General features: G+C 61.8%; 14 protein-coding genes. 7 read left to right on the top strand and 7 right to left on the bottom strand.

The window, feature by feature from the left end:
- The first annotated feature begins 259 nt into the window (after window positions 1-259).
- Genes BLU39_RS08985 through BLU39_RS08975 form a run of 3 tightly spaced genes read left to right on the top strand, consistent with a single transcriptional unit; the run spans window position 260 to window position 3,174 of the window.
- The gene (locus tag BLU39_RS08985) at window positions 260-1,372 is read left to right on the top strand and encodes a Re/Si-specific NAD(P)(+) transhydrogenase subunit alpha (protein WP_092712004.1); all 1,113 of its coding nucleotides are present in this window, start codon (window positions 260-262) and stop codon (window positions 1,370-1,372) included.
- A 24-nt stretch (window positions 1,373-1,396) separates the two neighbouring features.
- Window positions 1,397-1,711 (top strand): NAD(P) transhydrogenase subunit alpha part 2, encoded by a 315-nt coding sequence (locus BLU39_RS08980; protein WP_034745644.1) that lies wholly within the window; start codon window positions 1,397-1,399, stop codon window positions 1,709-1,711.
- 8 nt (window positions 1,712-1,719) lie between these two features.
- Window positions 1,720-3,174 (top strand): NAD(P)(+) transhydrogenase (Re/Si-specific) subunit beta, encoded by a 1,455-nt coding sequence (locus BLU39_RS08975; RefSeq protein ID WP_092712002.1) that lies wholly within the window; start codon window positions 1,720-1,722, stop codon window positions 3,172-3,174.
- A gap of 45 nt (window positions 3,175-3,219) precedes the next feature.
- On the opposite strand, the gene BLU39_RS08970 is transcribed toward BLU39_RS08975, so the two are convergent.
- From BLU39_RS08970 to ltrA, 6 genes are all read right to left on the bottom strand, one after another.
- On the bottom strand, window positions 3,220-4,164 hold the full coding sequence (locus tag BLU39_RS08970; RefSeq protein ID WP_092712000.1) for a GGDEF domain-containing protein: 945 nt from the start codon (window positions 4,162-4,164) through the stop codon (window positions 3,220-3,222).
- Window positions 4,165-4,279: 115 nt separating this feature from the next.
- Window positions 4,280-5,422 carry a UbiH/UbiF/VisC/COQ6 family ubiquinone biosynthesis hydroxylase gene (locus BLU39_RS08965; protein WP_092711998.1) on the bottom strand — a complete coding sequence of 381 codons (1,143 nt, stop codon included), beginning with the start codon at window positions 5,420-5,422 and terminating at the stop codon, window positions 4,280-4,282.
- 9 nt (window positions 5,423-5,431) lie between these two features.
- A complete protein-coding gene (gene pepP / locus BLU39_RS08960) occupies window positions 5,432-6,754 on the bottom strand; it encodes a Xaa-Pro aminopeptidase (RefSeq protein ID WP_175539253.1) in 1,323 nt (440 codons plus the stop codon).
- Window positions 6,754-7,473: an N-acetylmuramate alpha-1-phosphate uridylyltransferase MurU gene (gene murU, locus BLU39_RS08955; protein ID WP_092711994.1), complete on the bottom strand. Its 720-nt coding sequence runs from the start codon at window positions 7,471-7,473 to the stop codon at window positions 6,754-6,756. Before murU ends, pepP begins: the two co-directional genes overlap by 1 nt.
- A gap of 61 nt (window positions 7,474-7,534) precedes the next feature.
- On the bottom strand, window positions 7,535-8,602 hold the full coding sequence (locus BLU39_RS08950) for an aminoglycoside phosphotransferase family protein (protein ID WP_092711992.1): 1,068 nt from the start codon (window positions 8,600-8,602) through the stop codon (window positions 7,535-7,537).
- 124 nt (window positions 8,603-8,726) lie between these two features.
- Complete coding sequence (gene ltrA, locus BLU39_RS08945; protein WP_092712253.1) at window positions 8,727-10,430, bottom strand: group II intron reverse transcriptase/maturase; 1,704 nt, start codon at window positions 10,428-10,430, stop codon at window positions 8,727-8,729.
- A 1,145-nt stretch (window positions 10,431-11,575) separates the two neighbouring features.
- Here ltrA and BLU39_RS08940 point away from each other — a divergent pair.
- The 4 genes from BLU39_RS08940 to rsmA all read left to right on the top strand — a co-directional run bounded on the left by BLU39_RS08940 (window position 11,576) and on the right by rsmA (window position 17,269).
- Window positions 11,576-13,816 carry an LPS-assembly protein LptD gene (locus BLU39_RS08940; RefSeq protein WP_092711990.1) on the top strand — a complete coding sequence of 747 codons (2,241 nt, stop codon included), beginning with the start codon at window positions 11,576-11,578 and terminating at the stop codon, window positions 13,814-13,816.
- A 103-nt stretch (window positions 13,817-13,919) separates the two neighbouring features.
- Entirely contained in the window at window positions 13,920-15,314 is a 1,395-nt protein-coding gene (locus tag BLU39_RS08935) for a peptidylprolyl isomerase (RefSeq protein ID WP_254788931.1), read from the top strand.
- A gap of 19 nt (window positions 15,315-15,333) precedes the next feature.
- Window positions 15,334-16,389: a 4-hydroxythreonine-4-phosphate dehydrogenase PdxA gene (pdxA, locus tag BLU39_RS08930; RefSeq protein WP_092711986.1), complete on the top strand. Its 1,056-nt coding sequence runs from the start codon at window positions 15,334-15,336 to the stop codon at window positions 16,387-16,389.
- Between the two features lie 100 nt (window positions 16,390-16,489).
- Window positions 16,490-17,269 carry a 16S rRNA (adenine(1518)-N(6)/adenine(1519)-N(6))-dimethyltransferase RsmA gene (rsmA, locus tag BLU39_RS08925; protein WP_092711984.1) on the top strand — a complete coding sequence of 260 codons (780 nt, stop codon included), beginning with the start codon at window positions 16,490-16,492 and terminating at the stop codon, window positions 17,267-17,269.
- Between the two features lie 92 nt (window positions 17,270-17,361).
- Here rsmA and BLU39_RS08920 read toward each other — a convergent pair whose 3' ends face one another.
- Window positions 17,362-18,279, bottom strand: a complete 918-nt coding sequence (locus BLU39_RS08920) for a LysR family transcriptional regulator (protein WP_034745670.1) — start codon at window positions 18,277-18,279, stop codon at window positions 17,362-17,364.
- Between the last annotated feature and the right edge of the window lie 75 nt (window positions 18,280-18,354).

Raw genomic sequence — 18,354 nt, 5'->3', positions numbered from 1 at the left:
GGGGCTTGGTCGGCAAGAGGGTAGCAAGCGCCCGCTAATATAGGCTTTCCTTGTGGTCAAAACAAGCGCGTACGCGTGCTCGACTGTGGTGAGATTGACACACCTTTCCCACAATACGGTCGCCATACCGCATGGCGGAACAAGGATTGGTATTACGGGTAAATTAGTGTCGTACAACTAAAAGTTGCTGCTTCACAAACGTTTAACGCGCTGCTTTCCGTGTTAGATTCTAGTCAGTTTATCAATTAGCGGAGGCATCATGAGGATAGGCATACCGGCCGAAACACGGCCTGGTGAAACGCGGGTGGCGGCAACGCCCGAGACAGTCAAGAAGCTGGCAGCCAAGCATCAAGTCGTCGTGCAGTCCGGAGCGGGCCTGCAAGCCTCGATTCCCGATGACGCCTATGCCGCCGCCGGCGCGCAGATCGGCAGCGCCCAGGAAGCCTATGGCTGCGCCATCGTGCTCAAGGTGCGCGCGCCCGATGCCGAAGAGCGGGCCCTGATGGCCAGCGGCACGGTGCTGATCGGCATGTTGAACCCGTTTGACGCGGACAATATCGCCGCCATGGCCACGGCGGGCCTGTCCGCCTTCGCGCTGGAAGCCGTGCCGCGCATCACGCGCGCGCAGTCGATGGACGTGCTGTCCTCGCAGGCGAACATCGCCGGCTACAAGGCCGTGCTGGTGGCGGCGAATACCTACCAGCGCTTCATGCCGATGCTGATGACGGCGGCCGGCACCGTCAAGGCGGCCCGCGTGCTGATCATGGGCGTGGGCGTGGCAGGGCTGCAGGCGATCGCCACGGCCAAGCGCCTGGGCGCCGTCATCGAGGCGTCCGACGTGCGCCCGCCCGTCAAGGAACAAGTGGAGTCGCTGGGCGCCAAATTCCTCGACGTGCCTTTCCTCACCGATGAAGAAAAAGAGATCGCCAAGGGTTCGGGCGGCTATGCGCGCGCCATGCCGGCCGACTGGATGCGCCGCCAGGCTGAACTCGTGCACGAACGGGCGAAACTGGCCGACATCATCATCACCACCGCGCTGATTCCCGGCCGCGCCGCGCCCGTGCTGATTTCCGAAGAGACGGTGAAAGCCATGAAGCCGGGTTCCGTCATCGTCGACCTGGCCGTCGAGCAGGGCGGCAACTGCCCGCTGTCGGAGCTGGGCAAGACGGTGGTCAAGCACGGCGTCTACATCGTGGGCGAGCCGAACCTGGCGACCCTGGTGGCGGCCGACGCCTCGGCCCTGTATGCGCGCAACGTGCTGGACTTCTTGAAGCTCATCATCGACAAGGAAGATCAACTGCTGATCGACCGCGAGGATGAAATCATCAAGGCCAGCCTGGTTTGCGCAGGCAATGACATCCTCAGAAAATAACGCGGCGCCGGAGAGAACAACATCATGGAAATCAGTCACACCATCACCAACCTGATCATCTTCGTGCTGGCCATTTATGTCGGCTACCACGTCGTCTGGACCGTCACGCCGGCGCTGCATACGCCGCTGATGGCCGTTACCAATGCCATTTCCGCCATCATCATCGTCGGCGCCATGCTGGCGGCCGGCCTGACCGACGGCCCGCTGGCGCAAGTGGCCGGCACCCTGGCCGTGGCGCTGGCCGCCGTCAACGTGTTCGGCGGCTTCCTCGTCACGCAGCGCATGCTCGAGATGTTCCGTAAAAAAGAACCGAAGGCCAAGCAAGGAGCAAAAGAATGAGTCACGCCATGAGCTTCGTCACCATGAACCTGGTGACGATGATGTACCTGATCGCCTCGGTGTGCTTCATCCAGGCCCTGAAAGGCCTGTCGTCGCCATCGACGGCGCGCCGCGGCAATGCCTTCGGCATGAGCGGCATGGCCATTGCCGCCGTCACCACCGTGGCGCTGATCCTGAAACTGAAGGAACAGCAGACGGGCGGCATGGGCCTGACCCTCGTCATCATCGGCATCGTCACGGGCGGCGCCATCGGCGCCTACCTGGCGAAAACCGTGGAAATGACGAAGATGCCGGAACTGGTGGCGGCCATGCACTCGCTGATCGGCCTGGCGGCCGTCTGCATCGCCGTGGCCGCCGTGTCCGAACCGTGGGCCTTCAATATCGCCAAGCATGGCGAGGCGCTGCCCATCGGTAACCGCTTCGAGCTGTTCATCGGCACCTTCGTCGGCGCCATCACGTTCTCCGGTTCGGTGATCGCCTTCGGCAAGCTGTCGGGCAAATACAAGTTCCGCCTGTTCCAGGGCGCGCCCGTCAGTTTCAAGGGCCAGCACATGCTCAACCTCGTGCTGGCGCTGGTGATGGTGGGCCTGGGCCTGGCGTTCTGCTTCGCCGATGGCGTCGAGCCCGCATGGACGCCGTTCATCGTCATGACCCTGATCGCCTTTGCGCTGGGCGTGCTGATCATCATCCCCATCGGCGGCGCCGACATGCCGGTGGTGGTGTCGATGCTCAACAGCTACTCGGGCTGGGCCGCGGCCGGCATCGGCTTTTCGCTGAACAACTCGATGCTGATCATCGCCGGTTCGCTCGTGGGATCCTCTGGCGCGATCCTGTCGTACATCATGTGCAAGGCCATGAACCGCTCGTTCTTCAACGTCATCCTCGGCGGCTTCGGCGGTGATGCGCCGGCGGCCGGCGCGGCGGGCGCGCAGGAACAGCGCCCCGTGAAATCGGGTTCGGCCGACGATGCCGCCTTCATCATGAGCAATGCGGAAACCGTCATCATCGTGCCCGGCTACGGCCTGGCCGTGGCGCGCGCGCAGCACTCGCTCAAGGAACTGGTGGAAAAGCTCACGCACAAGGGCATCACCGTCAAATATGCGATCCACCCCGTGGCGGGGCGCATGCCGGGCCACATGAACGTGCTGCTGGCCGAGGCGGAAGTGCCGTACGACCAGGTCTTCGAGATGGAAGACATCAACGGCGAATTCGGCCAGACGGACGTGGTGCTGGTGCTGGGCGCGAACGATGTCGTCAACCCGGCGGCGAAAGACCCGAAATCGCCGATCGCCGGCATGCCTATCCTGGAAGCCTATAAAGCCAAGAGCATCATCGTCAACAAGCGTTCGATGGCGTCCGGCTATGCGGGCCTGGACAACGACCTGTTCTACCAGCCGAACACGATGATGGTGTTTGGCGATGCGAAGAAGGTGATCGAGGATATGCTCAAAGCCGTCGAATAAGGACGGCATGCAGCGACCGGACGGCCCGCCTTGCGCGGGCCGTTCTTATTCGGCTGCCACTACCTTGTTGCGTCCCTGGTGCTTGGCCGCATACAGGGCCTTGTCGGCATCGGACATGGCCGCGTCCAGGGTGGCGCCGGCCGTCAGGGAGGCCACGCCGATGCTGATGGTCACCTGCAGCTGGCCGCCATCGGGCAGGGGGGTGATGGCGGCGGCCACGGCGGCGCGGATGCGTTCGGCCACCCTATGCGCCTGCTGCAGGCCGGCGTCGGGGAACAGCAGGCCGAATTCCTCGCCGCCGAGGCGCGCCGCCACGTCGGTGATGCGTCCCGTGTCGCGCAGCGCCTGTGCCACCGTGCGCAGCACGGCGTCGCCCACGGCATGGCCGTAGCGGTCGTTGATCTTCTTGAAATGGTCGAGGTCGGCCACGCCCACGGTCAGGGCGGCGCCGCTGCGCGCCGCGCGCGCCATCGCCTGCTCGGCTTGCGCTTCATAGGCGCGCCGGTTCGGCAGCGACGTCAGCGCATCGTGCAGCGCCTGCTGTTCCAGCTGCGCCAGCAGGCTGGCGTTCTTTGCCGCCAGTTCGCGCCGTTCGCGCACGTCGAGCAGGAAGGCGCCGAAATAGCGGATGCCGTCGACCACGCCCAGGTCCATCGCCTTCATTTCGATGGGAATCATCTGCGTGTCGCGATGGCGGATGGCGAATTCGCGTATCTTGCCCAGCACGCTGGACGTGCGCGAGCTGCGGATGTAATTGATCACGTGATTGTCGTGCTGCGCGCCGACGGCGTCGGGCAGCAGGCCGTTCAGGGTCTGGCCCAGCAATTCCCCGCTCGCATAGCCGGACAGTGCCTGCATGGCGCCATTGATATAGCGGATGCGGCAAAGCTCATCAATGATGATGACGGCGTCGAGCGCGTCTTCCAGCAGGCGGGAAAAGAGCACTTCGGGAAGAGCGGCAGGCGGTGCTGCGGGCAATGCATCTGTCATGGAACGGTCGCCAAAAGCCAGGTGACAGCCATTGTCGCATCCGCCGGCCGTTTATTCCATGCCGGATATGTTCCCTGTTTCTTTTTCGCCCCAGCTCTTTCCTTATTGTCAATCCTTAGCGGCGGCCGTACATCATCAGTCCAGCCAGTGCCTTGCGTGCTGGGGGCAATGCATCCAGCAGACCCAGCGACAGGCCCAGCAAGCCTTGCGTGGGCGCGCTGCCCGTGAAGATGCGCGCCATGGTGTCGGTGACGCGCACGGCCAGTCCCCGGTCTGTCTGGCGCAGGCTGGCGTAGCGTTCCAGTCCGGCCGGGCTGCCGTCCTGCGCCAGCACGCGGGCGAGCACGGCGGCGTCGCGCAAGCCCAGGTTCAGGCCCTGTCCCGCCACCGGATGCAGGGTTTGCGCCGCATTGCCGATGGCGACCGTGCGCGCCGTGCCGTTCGCCTGCGCGTTCAAGCCCAGCGGATAGGCCAGGCGTGGCGTCGTGTGGGTAAAACGCCCCAGGCGGCTGCCGAAGGCGACGCCCAGGCGGGCCAGGAAGGCCGCGTCGTCCAGCGCCAGCAATTGCTCGGCGCGCGTGGGCGGCACGCACCACACGAGCGCATAACCGTCGTCCTGCGGCAGCAGCGCCAGCGGGCCTTCGTCGGTGAAGCGCTCATACGCGCGGTGGGCGATGGGGCTGCTTGTGCGTACATGGGCGATGATGGCGCTCTGGCCATAGTCGCGGCTGACGGCGCGTTCCGGCTGCTGGCCGAACAGGCCGCCCTCGGCCTGCACCAGCAGGCTGGCGCGCAAGCTCGACGCGGCGCCCGCCTGGTCGATCTGCACGCTGACGCCATCGGCGTCTTCCGCGCTGCCCGTCACCAGCGCCGGGCGCAGGCTGGCCACGCCCAGGCGCTCGCAGACGTCGGCCAGCGCGCTGACGACGGCGCCGTAACGGGCCACATAGCCGAGCGCCTCGACGCCATGCTCGCTGCGGTCCATCAGGCTGCGCCCGAACCGGCCGCGGCGCGAGACGTGGATTTGATGGATGGGCGTCGCTGCCACGGGCCAGGCGCCCGCTTCCTCGAGAATCTGGCGGCTGCCGTGCGACAGGGCGATGGTGCGCGGGTCGCGCCTCGCCTGTTCGATGGATTTGGCGTCGAGCAGGACGATGCCGGCGGCGCGGCTGCCCCGCTGCACGAGCAGGGCGGCCAGCGCCATGCCGACGGGGCCGGCGCCGCAGATGGCGAGATCGAAAGTGGGCGGTGTATGCATGCGGCGGCGTTAATCCTGTGACATCAGTTGTTCGATTTCAGCGACGCTCTTCGGCGCCGTGCTGAAGATTTCATGGCCTTGCGGCGTGACCAGCACGTCGTCCTCGATGCGGATGCCCGTATGCCAGAACTGCTCCGGCACACCCGCGCCGGGGCGCACATAGATGCCCGGTTCCACCGTCAGCACCATGCCCGCTTCGAGCGCGCGCCACGGCTTGCCGGGGGCATCCGTGTCGCGGTAGGCGCCCACGTCGTGCACGTCCATGCCCAGCCAGTGGCTGGTGCCGTGCATGTAGAAGGGCACATAGGCCTTGTCGGCGATGACGTCCTGCGCGCCGCCGCTTTTCTGCCGGTCCAGCAAACCCAGGTCCAGCATGCCCTGCGCCAGCACTTGCACTGCCGCTTCGTGGATGGCGCTGTGCGGCAGGCCGGGGCGCACCATGTCCAGCGACGCCTGCTGCGCCGCCAGCACCAGCTCGTACAGCGCCCGCTGCGGGCCGCTGAAACGGCCGTTGACGGGCCAGGTGCGCGTGATGTCCGAGGCGTAGCCATCGAGTTCGCAGCCGGCGTCGATCAATACCAGCTCGCCGTCTTGCAAGACCGCGTTGTTGGCGCTGTAATGCAGGATGCAGGCATTGCCGCCGCCGGCCACGATGGACGAGTACGCGGGGAACTGCGCGCCGCTGCGCCGGAATTCGTACAACAGCTCCGCTTCGAGCGCATATTCGTGCATGCCGGGACGCGTGGCGCGCATGGCGCGCACGTGGGCGGCGCTGGAAATGGCGGCCGCGCGGCGCATCAGGTTTTGTTCTTCCGTGTCTTTCAGCAGGCGCATGGCGTCGAGCATGCCATGGATGTCATGCGCGATGGCGGGCGCCGTGACGCCGCTGCGGGCCTTTTGCCGCACATTGTTTCGCCACACCTTGACCTGTGCATCGAGGCTGCCGCCCAGCGCATGGTAGATGGCGGGGGCGTCGGCCAGCAGGCGTGTCATTTCCACGTCGAGTTCCTCGATGGGGAAGGCGCTGTCAAAACCGAAGCTGGCGCGGGCCGCTTCGGGGCCGTGGCGGAAACCGTCCCAGATTTCGCGCTCCGTGTTCTTGGCGCGGCAAAACAGGATGGCGCGCGCGGGCGCCGTGGCGCTGGCGGCCACCAGGGCCACGGCGCTGTCGGGTTCCGTGAAACCGCTCAGGTAATAGAAATAGCTGTCGTGGCGATATGGATAATCGCAATCGCTGTTGCGCGGCACTTCGGGCGCCGTGGCGAGGATGGCGACGCTGCCCGGCAGCATCTGCGCCAGCAGCGCCGCGCGCCGTGCCGCGTAATTGGCCATCATGCCGCAGGCGCCTTCGCTGCCACGCCATTGAGCACATCGAGTTGCGCTGGCGTACCCACATTGGTCCACTCGCCGGTATAGACTTCACCGCCCACGCGGCCCTGGTCCGCATACCGGCGCAGCAAATCGCCGAGTTTGGCATGGCTGCCAGGCGTGATGCCGTCGAACATTTCAGGACGGTACACGCCGATATTGGCGAAGGTCCACCTGGTGTCGTCCGTATTGTTGATCGCGAACAAGGTCAGGCCGAAGTCGCCCTTCGGGTGGAAGTCGGGATTGGGCACCAGGTAGGCCCAGGCGATATCGCGCTGGTCGGCCGGGTACGGCGTGCCCAGCACGTCCTTGTCGGCCAGCACGTCGAGCACCTGCTTGAAATCGAAATACGGGCAATAGATGTCGCCGGAAATGGCGAGGAACGGTTCCTCTCCCAGCAGGTGGCGCGCCTGGGCGATGCCGCCCGCCGTTTCCAGCGGCGTGGTCTCGGGCGAATATGCGATGCGCGCGCCGTACGCGCTGCCGTCGCCCAGGGTTTCCTCGATCAGATGGCCCAGGTGCGAATGGTTGATGACGATGTCCGTGATGCCGGTGCGCACCAGATTCAGCACATGCCAGACGATCAGCGGACGGCCGCGCACTTTCAGCAGCGGTTTGGGACAGGTATCGGTAAGCGGACGCATCCGTTCACCGCGGCCTGCGGCAAAGATCATGGCTTTCATGGATAGTCTTTTCTGATTCGGTAAGTCGGCTGCGCGGTCAGGCCGCGCAGCGGGAAAGTGCCTAGAAGGTATAACCGACTTGCGGAGTCTTGTTTTCCAGGGCGTCCAATAAGCGCACCAGCGGCTTGAGTTCCGTGTAGCGGTTGGCCGTCTTGCGCACGTAGTCGAGCACGGTTGGCAGGTCGCCCATGTACAGATCCTTGCCGTCGCGGTAATTCAGGCGCGCGAACAGGCCGAGGATTTTCAGGTGGCGCTGCAGGGCCGTGAATTCGAAATCGCGGTAGAAGGCGTCGATGTCGGGATTGACCGGCAAGCCCAGCTGCTTGGCGCGCTGCCAGTAGCGGATCACCCAGTCGAGCACCAGTTCCTCGTCCCACTGGATATACGCGTCGCGCAGCAGCGAGGCGATGTCGTAGGTGACGGGGCCGAAGACGGCGTCCTGGAAGTCGAGGATGCCGGGATTGGGGAGGGAACCATCGTTGATGTGCATCAGATTGCGCGAATGGTAGTCGCGGTGCATGAATACTTGCTGCTGCGACAAGATGTTCGCCGTGATGGCTTCGAATACCTTGTCCAGCTGGTTTTGTTGCACATCCGTCAAGGTGGCGCCCAGGTGCTTGCCGATAAACCATTCCGGGAACAGATTCATTTCGCGCAGGATGAAGGCACGGTCGAATTCGGGCAAGACGTCCGGCTGGCTGGCCAGCTGGATTTTCATCAACGATTCCAGCGCTTCGGCGTACAGCACGCTGGCGTTGTCGTGGTTCAGGGCGTCGAGATACGTGGTCGTGCCCAGGTCAGAAAGCAGCAGGAAGCCCTGCTCCAGGTCTTGCGCGATGATGTCGGGCACGGACACGCCAGCACCTTTCAGCAAGCCGGCCACCTTGACAAAGGCGGGCACGTTTTCGCGTTCGGGCGGCGCATCCATGGCGATCAGTGTCTTTCCTGGCAATGTTGCATTGCCTGGCAGCACGTCGAGACGGTAGTAGCGGCGGAAGCTCGCATCGCTGGAAGCGGGGCGGGCGGAATCGGGTGAAACGAGGTTAAGCGGGGCCAACCAGGCTTTCAACAGGGTCAGGCGAGCGTCGGCGGAGGCCGGCGCGGCAGGGGAATTGGGGGTGAATGACATTAAGCGGCCTGTGGAATCGGGTTGATGGTGCGGAGGGTAGGAGAACCCCATTGCTGGAAGCTCTCCCCCCTAAGAACCGTGCGTGCGATTTTCACCGCACACGGCTCAAGCATAATAAAAGTCCCTATGCAGGGACCGGCTTCGCAACGTGTAAATCGTTTGCGTGCACATTTATATGGCAATTTGGGTGCAATAATACGCGATTTCCAAGGGCGTCGGAACCACCTGCCACACGGTGTTCTATGTGGTGGTCATGCCATCCGGTTTCCATGTTCATCTCATATCCACACAGAGCGCACAAGCCACGTTGGTCGAGGTAGAGCTTGGCCCACTCGCGCCGGTAAGACATGTTTTTCAACATGCGTTCCTGCCGAAGGGTTTCGCCGTACAGTTCCCATTGCGGATCGTAGGGGTGATAGCCGCCCTTGATCTTCGTGTGACGCTGAATCGCTGTACCTGGTAACGAGTACAGTTCCTTCATGGCCTTATTGCCATTCTTTGTGACAACGTCCGCTGCAAACATCCGATTTCCACTCTCGGTTGGGCGCCAGTATCGGTCGCGTATCCAACTGTCGGTTTTCTTCGGATGCCTGCGCATTGCCCAGCGACGAAGCCGCCAGTACAGCAGCGACTCCATCGTCGAAAACGCCTCCTTGGCAACGACAGGGCTGTGATATTGCGCCCAGCCCCGCAGCATGGGGTTCAGCAATCGAATGAGATTCTCCTGCTTCGCCCCGATGTTTTCGCTGATCGTCTTCCTCAGCTTTTCATAGAACGCTTTCATGTTCTTCTTACTTGGCTTGATGAGTAGTGTCCCGGAATATTTTCGGAAGTTCCACCCCAGGAAATCGAAGCCCTCATCGATGTGCACGATCTTGGTTTTGGCACTGGACAGTCGCAATCCTCTGACTGCAAGAAATGCTTCGATCCAAGGCCTGATTTCCGTCTCCAGCAATTCCTTCGATCCACTGGTAACGACAAAATCGTCCGCGTATCGCACGACACCGACTTTGAGCTTGCCTGCCTTTGACTTGCCGAATTTCGCACCGAGGTGCGCAATCAGTTCAGTCTCCAGCCCGTTCAACGTCCAATTCGCAAGGGCAGGGCTGATGATGCCGCCCTGTGGCGTTCCAGCTGTGGTTGCCATTAATTGCTTCCGGTCAATTACCCCGGATTTCAGCCATTTAGACAGGATCGACTTATCCATGAAGACATTGTCGACCAGCCATTGATGGTTGATATTGTCGAAAAAACCTTCGATATCCGCATCCAACACCCAGGTTGCCGAGACTTTCCGGCAGGTCTGGAGAAAAATTTGCGACATCGCATCGGCCGTTGAGCGATTTTTGCGAAACCCGTATGAGTTGGGATCACTCAGCGTTTCCAAGACCGGATCCAAGGCCAGCAGGTGAAGCGCCTGCATCGCCCGGTCCCGCATGGTAGGGATGCCCAGTGGGCGCATCTTTCCATTTGACTTGGGAATAAAGACCCTCCGTAATGGCAGGGGCCGATAGCCTTGTTTCTTCAACTGCGCAATGGCAGCGAACTTCTGCGTTGCTGAGTCCCACAACTGCTGGTCCACGCCTGCGGTTCGTTTGCCTTGATTCTCTGTCACTCGTTTGACTGCCAGCGCCTTCGCGCTGAACGAGTGGGTTAGCCACCTTTGCAGCGCTTTCGCCCTGCGCCAGTCGCCTTCCTGTGTAGCCTTCGTTAATCGATGCTGCATGGCTCTCACGTTGCGTTGTACGAGCCGCCAGTTGATGGCGACCCATTCGGTTGGCACGTGCGAGGACGCAGAACCGGCAAGACTGCTGGCGGTTACTTTCATGCTGAACCTCGTGTAGTTGCTCCGACGAGACACAGCGCATCCCCGAAGGGTGAGCTGCATCCCTTCGGGGCGGTTGAAAATGATGACTGCCTGGAGCCAGTACAGTCGTATGACGACTATTACACCAGATGGAAGTGGGCACCCTTTCAGGCCGGGACAAATCTTGAATCCCTATCCGGACCATTACAGCCCGGCATTCGCTTTCTCCATCCTCCTCTACCCGCTGCCCCAAGGGCGTGCCTTGCGGTTTGCTTGCCGCTATCTCGGTTCTTTGATCGAGCGGCAGGGAATCGGGCTTACCACGTTCCCAACGATATCGACGCGACAGCTACATCGCGACTGGCTGTTTAGGGCCCATCTTTCCCCCGGTGGCTGAATGACGACGTATCCCCAGAATCCACGGAGATAGCCAGCCACGTACCGTTTGGTTTAGGCCTGTCAGCAGCTTTTGCCTATTAATATTTACGAGGGTTCAAACGATGGTTCACATAACATTGCCCTTGCAGCACTCACCTAGCCCCTGGACCGCATCGCTGCTCGCAGTCTCCAGCCAAGCGTTCGCACGCCGGGCTGCCGAAAAAGAATGGGGGTACGTTGTCCCTGAGGCTTTGCACCCCGCCGTTACCGGCGACGCACACTCAAGTAGGTGACAGATGGTCGTACATCCGGTCATGGCAGCAGTTGCAACACTGAAGCATGACAAGATATCGAAGAGTTTCACTCGGGTATGACTCGGCTGAGAGAAAACCGAGTCTTGCAGAAAACTGTTGAAATATAGAAAATTGTAAGCAAATGTAAAATATCTACAAGCTTTGCAAATAAACTACAGTTTCAATGTTTTGTGTAATCAAAAACAGGCAAAGGGATAGCTACTCGCCGGTGATGCGGCGGGCGTATAAGACTGACAAGCCACGTTCTCGCAGCGTGTCTTGTCTTGCCAAGAATGGGTACTCCGGGGAGCCCCTCACTGTTTTATCACTGGTAAACCAGTGATTTGCCTGCGCAGTTCCTGCGCTGCTAGTCGTTACTGCCACGTTGCGACCGGGGCCAGCTACCCGAGCTTTAAGGCGTGTCGCACAGATTCCCATATAATAAGGGATTCAAATCAAAAAATCGCCTGTCATGGTGCTTGCCCCTTCCAATTCATGAGCTGGTTTTCGGCCTCCCCCCCTTCGCAGCGCTGGGCTTTCGCCATCAGCGCGCTCGTCGCCGCCACGACGGTGCCTGTCCACGCCCAGAAAGCACCGCGTCCGGTGCATGTGGAAGATCCCGACGCGCCCACCGTCATGACGGCGAACAGCATGAACGGTCGCCCCGAAAGGGAGGTCAATCTCGACCAGAATGTCGTGATTGAGCGCGGAAAAACCACAAAAATGACGGCCGATACAGCTTGTTACAAACAAGTTGAAGATCAGTTCGACGCCGAGGGCCATATCAAGATGTGGCGTTTCGGCGATTACTACACGGGCGACGTCTTGAAGCTGAACATGGATACCGGCAAGGGTTTCCTGCTCAACCCGACGTACCGCTTCGCAGTGGGCGGCGGCCAGGGCAAGGCCGAGCGCGTCGACTTCATCAATCCCGACGAAGCCAATGTCATCGACGGCACGTACAGCACTTGCGAAGGGCCGAATCCGGACTGGTACCTGAAATCGAGCACCTTGAACCTCGATACGGGCCGCGACGTGGGCACCGGCAGCAAGACCATCATCTATTTCAAGGACGTGCCGATCCTGGGCACGCCCGGTATCTCGTTCTCGCTGTCGGGCGCGCGCCGCTCGGGCTGGCTGGCGCCCACGCCGGGCTTTGCCTCGAAGAACGGTTTCGAGTTGCTGATGCCGTACTACGTGAACATCGCACCGAACCGCGACCTGACGCTGTTCCCCCGCTACATCCAGCGGCGCGGCATCCAGCTCGGTGCGACGGGCCGCTACATGGGCGAGACGGATGCCGGCCTGTACCAGGGCGAAACGTCGTTTGAGTTCTTGCCTAACGACAAGCAGACCAAGACCAACCGCTACATGATCAAGTCCAAGCATGAGCAGGTGCTGGCCAAGGGCTGGAGTTACAGCTGGGACTTGCGCGAGGCGTCCGACAATAATTACCCGAACGATTTTTCGAAAACCGTTGCCACCGCCACCGAGCGCCAGTTGCTGCGCGAATTGCGCACCGATTACCGCACCGAGGACTGGAGCCTGACGGCGCGCGTGCAGAATTACCAGGTGCTGCAGGATCCCGATCCCAACGTGGTCGTGCCGCGCCCGTATGACCGCTTGCCGGCGGTGAACTTCCACGCTGGCAAATACGACGTCTGGGGCGGCTTCGACTGGACCTTCGACGCGGAAGCGACGCGCTTCGCGCATCCGACCCTGGTGCAAGGCTCGCGCCTCGTGGCCGTGCCGCAGGTGAGTTTTCCCATCATGCGCCCTGGCTACTTCATCACGCCCAAGCTGATGCTCAATGCCAGCGCGTATCAGCTCGACAATGACGCCCGGACCAAGGCGCTGCTGTTCAAGACGACCTCGTTTACGCGCGCCGTGCCGACGCTCTCGGTCGACAGCGGCCTGGTGTTTGAACGCGACACGAATCTGTTCGGCGCCAAGGGCGGCACGCAAACCCTGGAGCCGCGCCTGTTCTATGTCTACACGCCGTACCGCGACCAGTCGCAGTTTCCGAACTTCGATACGGCCGAGGGCACGTTCAACCTGACGCAGATCTTCACGGAAAACCGTTTTGTCGGCAGCGACCGTATCGGTGACGCCAACCAGGTCACGGCCGCCGTCGTCTCGCGCTTCCTGCAGTCGGACGGCACGGAGCGCATGCGCCTGACCTTCGGCCAGCGTTTCTATTTTGCCGATCAGCGCGTGCAGCTCAATTCGACGACGCCCGTCAACCAGTCGCGTTCGGATATCCTGCTGGCGGCGACGGGCCGCGTGTCCGAGACTTGGACCGCCGACAGTCTGGTGCAGTACAATCCCAGCGATCGCAGGCTGATGAGCTACAACTACACCTTGCAATATCAGCCCGGTGCCAAGAAAGTATTGAATTTCAGTAACCGTTTTCAGCGTGATGTCCTGCGCAACGCGGAAGTATCGACGCAATGGCCGTTGACGGACCGCTTGTATGGCGTGGGCCGCATCAGTTACTCCATCAAGGATCGCAGCATGCTGGAAAGCCTGGTCGGCCTGGAATACAAGGGCGACTGCTGGGTGTTCCGCATGGGAGCGCAGCGTTTCGTGACGACGACCAAGACTGTCTCGACGCCGATCTTCTTCCAGCTGGAATTGACGGGCTTGTCGAATGGCCTGGGCCTGGGCGCGAATGGCCTGGAAACTTTTACAAAAACCATCCCTGGTTACCAGACATTGAGCCAGCCACTCCGTTAAGATAGGCACCGTTGCCGCCGCCGGTGTTCCCGGCGCTGGCACAAACCGGTTTTTTTATTCACCCGAACTCATGAGCGCTCTACACATTATGCGTAATGCCAGTATGCACCAACTCAAAATTGCAACGGTTTTGTTGTGCGCCATTTCCGGCGCCACGACCAGTAGTGTCTGGGCGCAACAGGCTGCGCCAGCTCCTGCGGCCAAGCCCGCTGCCGCCGCCACAGCACCGGTCAAGGGCTTCACGCCACCCGCGTCGAGCAGTGGCCAGACCATCGATTCCATCGCCGTCGTCGTCAATGACGATGTGATCACGCGCAATGAAGTGGCGGCCCGCATCAAGAGCGTGGAGCAGCGCATGAAGGCGCAGAACATCCCGCTTCCCGACCCTGCCGACCTGCGCCGTCAATTGCTCGAACGTATGATCGTCGAGCGTGCGCAAATGCAGCTGGCCAAGGAAATGGGCGTGCGCGTGGATGACCTGACCCTGGACCGCGCGATAGGCCGTATTGCTGAACAGCAAAAGATGACGGTGCAAGAACTGCGCAACCAGATGGAAAAAGAAGGCACGCCGTTTGCGACCTTCCGCGAAGAAATCCGCGATGAAATCATCATGCAGCGCCTGCGCGAGCACGAAGTCGACGCCAAGATCCAGATTTCCGATTCCGAAGTGGATAACTTCCTGGAAGCGGAAAAAGCGGCGGCCAGCGAACAGGTCGAGATGAACCTGGCGCAGATTCTCGTGCGCATTCCGGAAAACTCCAGCCCCGAACAGATCGCCGCCCGCCGCGCGCGCGCCGAAGAAGTCAGCCGCCAGCTGCGCACGGGCGCCGATTTCGCCAAGATGGCCGCCACCTATTCCGACGCCAGCGATGCGCTGAGCGGCGGCGATATCGGCTGGCGCCAGAGCGACCGTCTGCCACCCCTGTTTACGGAGCAATTGCTGAAATTGAAGCCGGGCCAGATCACGCCCATCATCAAGAGCAACACGGGCTTCCATATCCTGAAACTGGTGGACCGCCGCAGCGCCGCCGAGGCGCAAGCCGTCGCCGCCGTGCAGCAGACGCATGCCCGCCACATCCTGCTGAAAGTGACGCCGACCCTGTCGGCGGCCGAAGCCAAGCGTAAATTGCTGGAACTGAAAGAGCGTCTCGATAACAAGGCCGCCAAGTTCGAAGACCTGGCCCGCTTGTTCTCGAACGACGGTTCCGCTGCCAAGGGCGGCGACCTGGGCTGGCTGTATCCGGGCGACACCGTGCCGGAATTCGAGACGGCGATGAATGCGCTGAAACCGGGCGAGGTGAGCCAGCCGATCGAATCGAGCTTTGGCTTCCACCTGATCGAAGTGCTGGAACGCAAGAGCGACGACGTATCGAAAGAGAAGCAGCGCGCCGCCGCCCGCAATGCCTTGCGCGAACGCAAGCTGGAAGAAGCGACGGAAAACTGGGCGCGCGAAGTGCGCGACCGTGCTTACGTCGAATTCCGCGCGGACGACCAGTAATGCCGCTGATTGATTGCGCATGAGTAATTTGCCCCTTGCACGCCGCCCGGCCATCGCCATTACCTGTGGCGAACCGGCCGGTGTCGGCCCGGAAATTTCAATCCGCGCCGCCTGGGCCATGCGCGATGACGTCAACTGCATCCTGCTGGGCGACGCCGCCTTCCTGGCGCTGACGGCCAGCCTGATCGATCCGGACATCCGCCTGGCGGCATTGTCGCTGCAAGCCGTGCGCAACAGCGGCTTGCCCCAGTTCGGCCCCGGCCGCCTGGCCGTGATCGATATTCCCACCGTGAACAACGTCATCCCCGGCGAGCTGGACAAGGAAAACGGGCGCTCCGTGCTCGCCACCCTGGACGCGGCCGTGGAAGGCATCGAAGCGGGCTGGTTTGGCGCCATGGTCACGGCGCCCTTGCAAAAAAGCACGATCAATGACGTCGGCGTGGCCTTTTCCGGTCATACGGAATACCTGGCAGAAAAAACCGGCACGCCGCAAGTCGTGATGATGCTGGCCGGCGAACCCGGCCATGGGGAGCCGACCTTGCGCGTGGCGCTGGCGACCACGCATCTGCCCTTGAAGGACGTGTCCGCCGCCATCACCATGGACAGCCTGGCCGTCACCCTCGACATCCTCCAGGCGGACCTGCAACAGAAATTCGGCATCGCCGCGCCGCGCATCCTCGTTACCGGCCTGAACCCGCACGCGGGCGAGGGGGGTTACCTGGGCCGCGAGGAAATCGATGTCATCGGCCCGGCGATTGCCGCAGCGCAAGCGCGCGGCATCGATGCGCGCGGACCGTATCCGGCCGACACCCTGTTCCAGCAAAAATACCTGGCCGATGCCGACTGCGTACTGGCCATGTACCACGACCAGGGCTTGCCCGTGCTGAAATACGCGACCTTCGGGCGCGGCATCAATATCACCCTGGGCTTGCCACTGATACGCACCTCGGTCGACCACGGCACGGCGCTGGACCTGGCCGCGCAAGGGCTGGGCCTGGCTGATTGCCACAGCATGGAGCAAGCCTTGCAAACGGCGCTCGACATGCTGCGCGCCAGCAGCCCGACCAGAGCATAGCGCGTAGGTCGGGTTAGCCGGCACGGCGTAACCCGACGCTGCATGCCCAACCGATCCCGCCGGCCTGTGCCGGCTTTACCGCATTGATAGAAAACACATTATGAAACACGTTGCCCGCAAACGCTTTGGCCAGAACTTCCTGCATGACCGCTTCGTCCTCGACGACATCACGGCCGCCATCGGGCCGCAAGCGGACGATGCCATGGTCGAGATCGGCCCCGGCTTGGGCGCCATGACGGAGCAGCTGCTGCGTCACCTGAAACAGATGCACGTGGTGGAACTGGACCGCGACCTGATCGTGCGCCTGGAAAAAACGTTCAATCCGGCCAAGCTGACCATCCACTCGGGCGACGCGCTGAAATTCGATTTCGCGCAAATCCCCGTGCCGGCCGGTCAGAAGCTGCGCATCGTGGGCAATTTGCCGTACAACATTTCCAGCCCGCTGCTGTTCCATCTGGCGGACTTCGCGCCGCTGGTGCAGGACCAGCATTTCATGCTGCAAAAGGAAGTGGTCGAACGCATGGTGGCCGAGCCGGGCAGCAAGGCGTATGGCCGCCTGTCCGTGATGCTGCAGTGGCGCTACAAAATGTCGCTGCTGTTCATCGTGCCGCCGACGGCCTTCGATCCGCCGCCCAAAGTGGAGTCGGCCATCGTGCGCATGATCCCCGTGGCCGAGCGCCTGGCGTGCGACCAGGAAACCCTGGAAGCCGTCGTCATGAAGGCCTTCTCGCAGCGTCGCAAGGTGATCCGCAATTGCCTGGCCGGGATGTTTACGGAAGAGCAGATCAAGTCGGCCGGCATCGACCCGACCCTGCGTCCGGAAACTGTGGGGCTGGAGCAGTATGTAGCCCTGGCGAATTTGCTCAAAGCACCGCAGTAATCGCAAGGGCTGGGGTCAGACCCTCTCCACCACCAGCGTCTGAGCAGGCGCCGACGTGAGCGGGGGTCTGACCCCGGCAGTGCTGGCTTAACTTAAAACCACTGGTCGACCTGCTGCAAATCCTGCCGCAGCGCTGAAAAACAGTCGTCCACATGGTGGTTGCGGCTGATTTCATTGCGCCGCATCAGGGCGATCTTGCGCTTGCACGTGGGCTGGCGCAGCGGCGCCACGTGCAGGTCCTCGTCGTTGAGGAAGGTCGTGTACAAGCTGGGCATGATGCCCACGGCGATGCCGGCGCGCACCACGCCGTACAGCGATTCGCTATGTATCATCTGGTACAGGCTCGACGGGCTCAAGCCATGCTGGCGCAGCGCGCTCGAGGCGAACTCCCAGATGCTGCCCTTGGTAAACACGACGATTTCCTGGCCCGCCAGCTGGTCCCAGCGCACTTCCTTGAGCGGCGCCAGCGCATGGCGTCCCGCCGTCACCAGCACCAGCTCGTCTTCGAACAGGCCCACGCTTTCCAGCGAGACGGAACCGGGCACTTCGATGCCCACGCAAAAGTCCAGCTGGCCCGAATGCAGGGCGTGCAGCAAGCCGTCGTTGGGCATGTCCGACAGGACGATTTCCACTTCATCACCATGCTGCTCGCAGTAGCGGGCCACGACGACGGCCGTCATCGCCATGGCCGACGGGATGGCGCCGATGCGGATGCGGTGCCGGCCGCTGCCGATGGCGCGCTGGATATCGGCAAAGGTATTGCTTGCCGTATTCAATAAATGCGTGGCGTAGTCGAGCGCCAGTTTTCCCTCGCGCGTCAGTTCCAGCTGGTGGGTTGTGCGGTTAAACAACTTTTTTCCCAGCTGATTTTCCAGCAGCTTGATCGATGCGCTCAGGGCCGGCTGGGTCACGCACAATTCCTGTGCAGCCTTGCTGAAGCTGTTTACCCGGGCGAGGGTGGCAAACGCTTGCAAATGTCGTAAGGAAATCTTCTTGCTCAGTTCATGCATGGCTTTGTTTATCAAAAAAAGTAATGGATTTATAAAAATAAACAAATTTTCTTATCCTGCAATTTACCATATTCT

The organism is Janthinobacterium sp. OK676 (genome assembly GCF_900103595.1).
Classification (GTDB): Bacteria; Pseudomonadota; Gammaproteobacteria; order Burkholderiales; family Burkholderiaceae_D; genus Janthinobacterium.
This window is presented reverse-complemented; position numbering and strand designations above follow the sequence as displayed.

Excerpts from the sequence above, each read along its gene's own strand:
- BLU39_RS08985 (WP_092712004.1), top strand. The coding sequence starts at position 260 with ATGAGGATAGGCATACCGGCCGAAACACGGCCTGGTGAAACGCGGGTG.
- BLU39_RS08980 (WP_034745644.1), top strand. The coding sequence starts at position 1,397 with ATGGAAATCAGTCACACCATCACCAACCTGATCATCTTCGTGCTGGCC.
- BLU39_RS08975 (WP_092712002.1), top strand. The coding sequence starts at position 1,720 with ATGAGCTTCGTCACCATGAACCTGGTGACGATGATGTACCTGATCGCC.
- BLU39_RS08970 (WP_092712000.1), bottom strand. The coding sequence starts at position 4,164 with ATGACAGATGCATTGCCCGCAGCACCGCCTGCCGCTCTTCCCGAAGTG.
- BLU39_RS08965 (WP_092711998.1), bottom strand. The coding sequence starts at position 5,422 with ATGCATACACCGCCCACTTTCGATCTCGCCATCTGCGGCGCCGGCCCC.
- pepP (WP_175539253.1), bottom strand. The coding sequence starts at position 6,754 with ATGGCCAATTACGCGGCACGGCGCGCGGCGCTGCTGGCGCAGATGCTG.
- murU (WP_092711994.1), bottom strand. The coding sequence starts at position 7,473 with ATGAAAGCCATGATCTTTGCCGCAGGCCGCGGTGAACGGATGCGTCCG.
- BLU39_RS08950 (WP_092711992.1), bottom strand. The coding sequence starts at position 8,602 with ATGTCATTCACCCCCAATTCCCCTGCCGCGCCGGCCTCCGCCGACGCT.
- ltrA (WP_092712253.1), bottom strand. The coding sequence starts at position 10,430 with ATGAAAGTAACCGCCAGCAGTCTTGCCGGTTCTGCGTCCTCGCACGTG.
- BLU39_RS08940 (WP_092711990.1), top strand. The coding sequence starts at position 11,576 with ATGAGCTGGTTTTCGGCCTCCCCCCCTTCGCAGCGCTGGGCTTTCGCC.
- BLU39_RS08935 (WP_254788931.1), top strand. The coding sequence starts at position 13,920 with ATGCACCAACTCAAAATTGCAACGGTTTTGTTGTGCGCCATTTCCGGC.
- pdxA (WP_092711986.1), top strand. The coding sequence starts at position 15,334 with ATGAGTAATTTGCCCCTTGCACGCCGCCCGGCCATCGCCATTACCTGT.
- rsmA (WP_092711984.1), top strand. The coding sequence starts at position 16,490 with ATGAAACACGTTGCCCGCAAACGCTTTGGCCAGAACTTCCTGCATGAC.
- BLU39_RS08920 (WP_034745670.1), bottom strand. The coding sequence starts at position 18,279 with ATGCATGAACTGAGCAAGAAGATTTCCTTACGACATTTGCAAGCGTTT.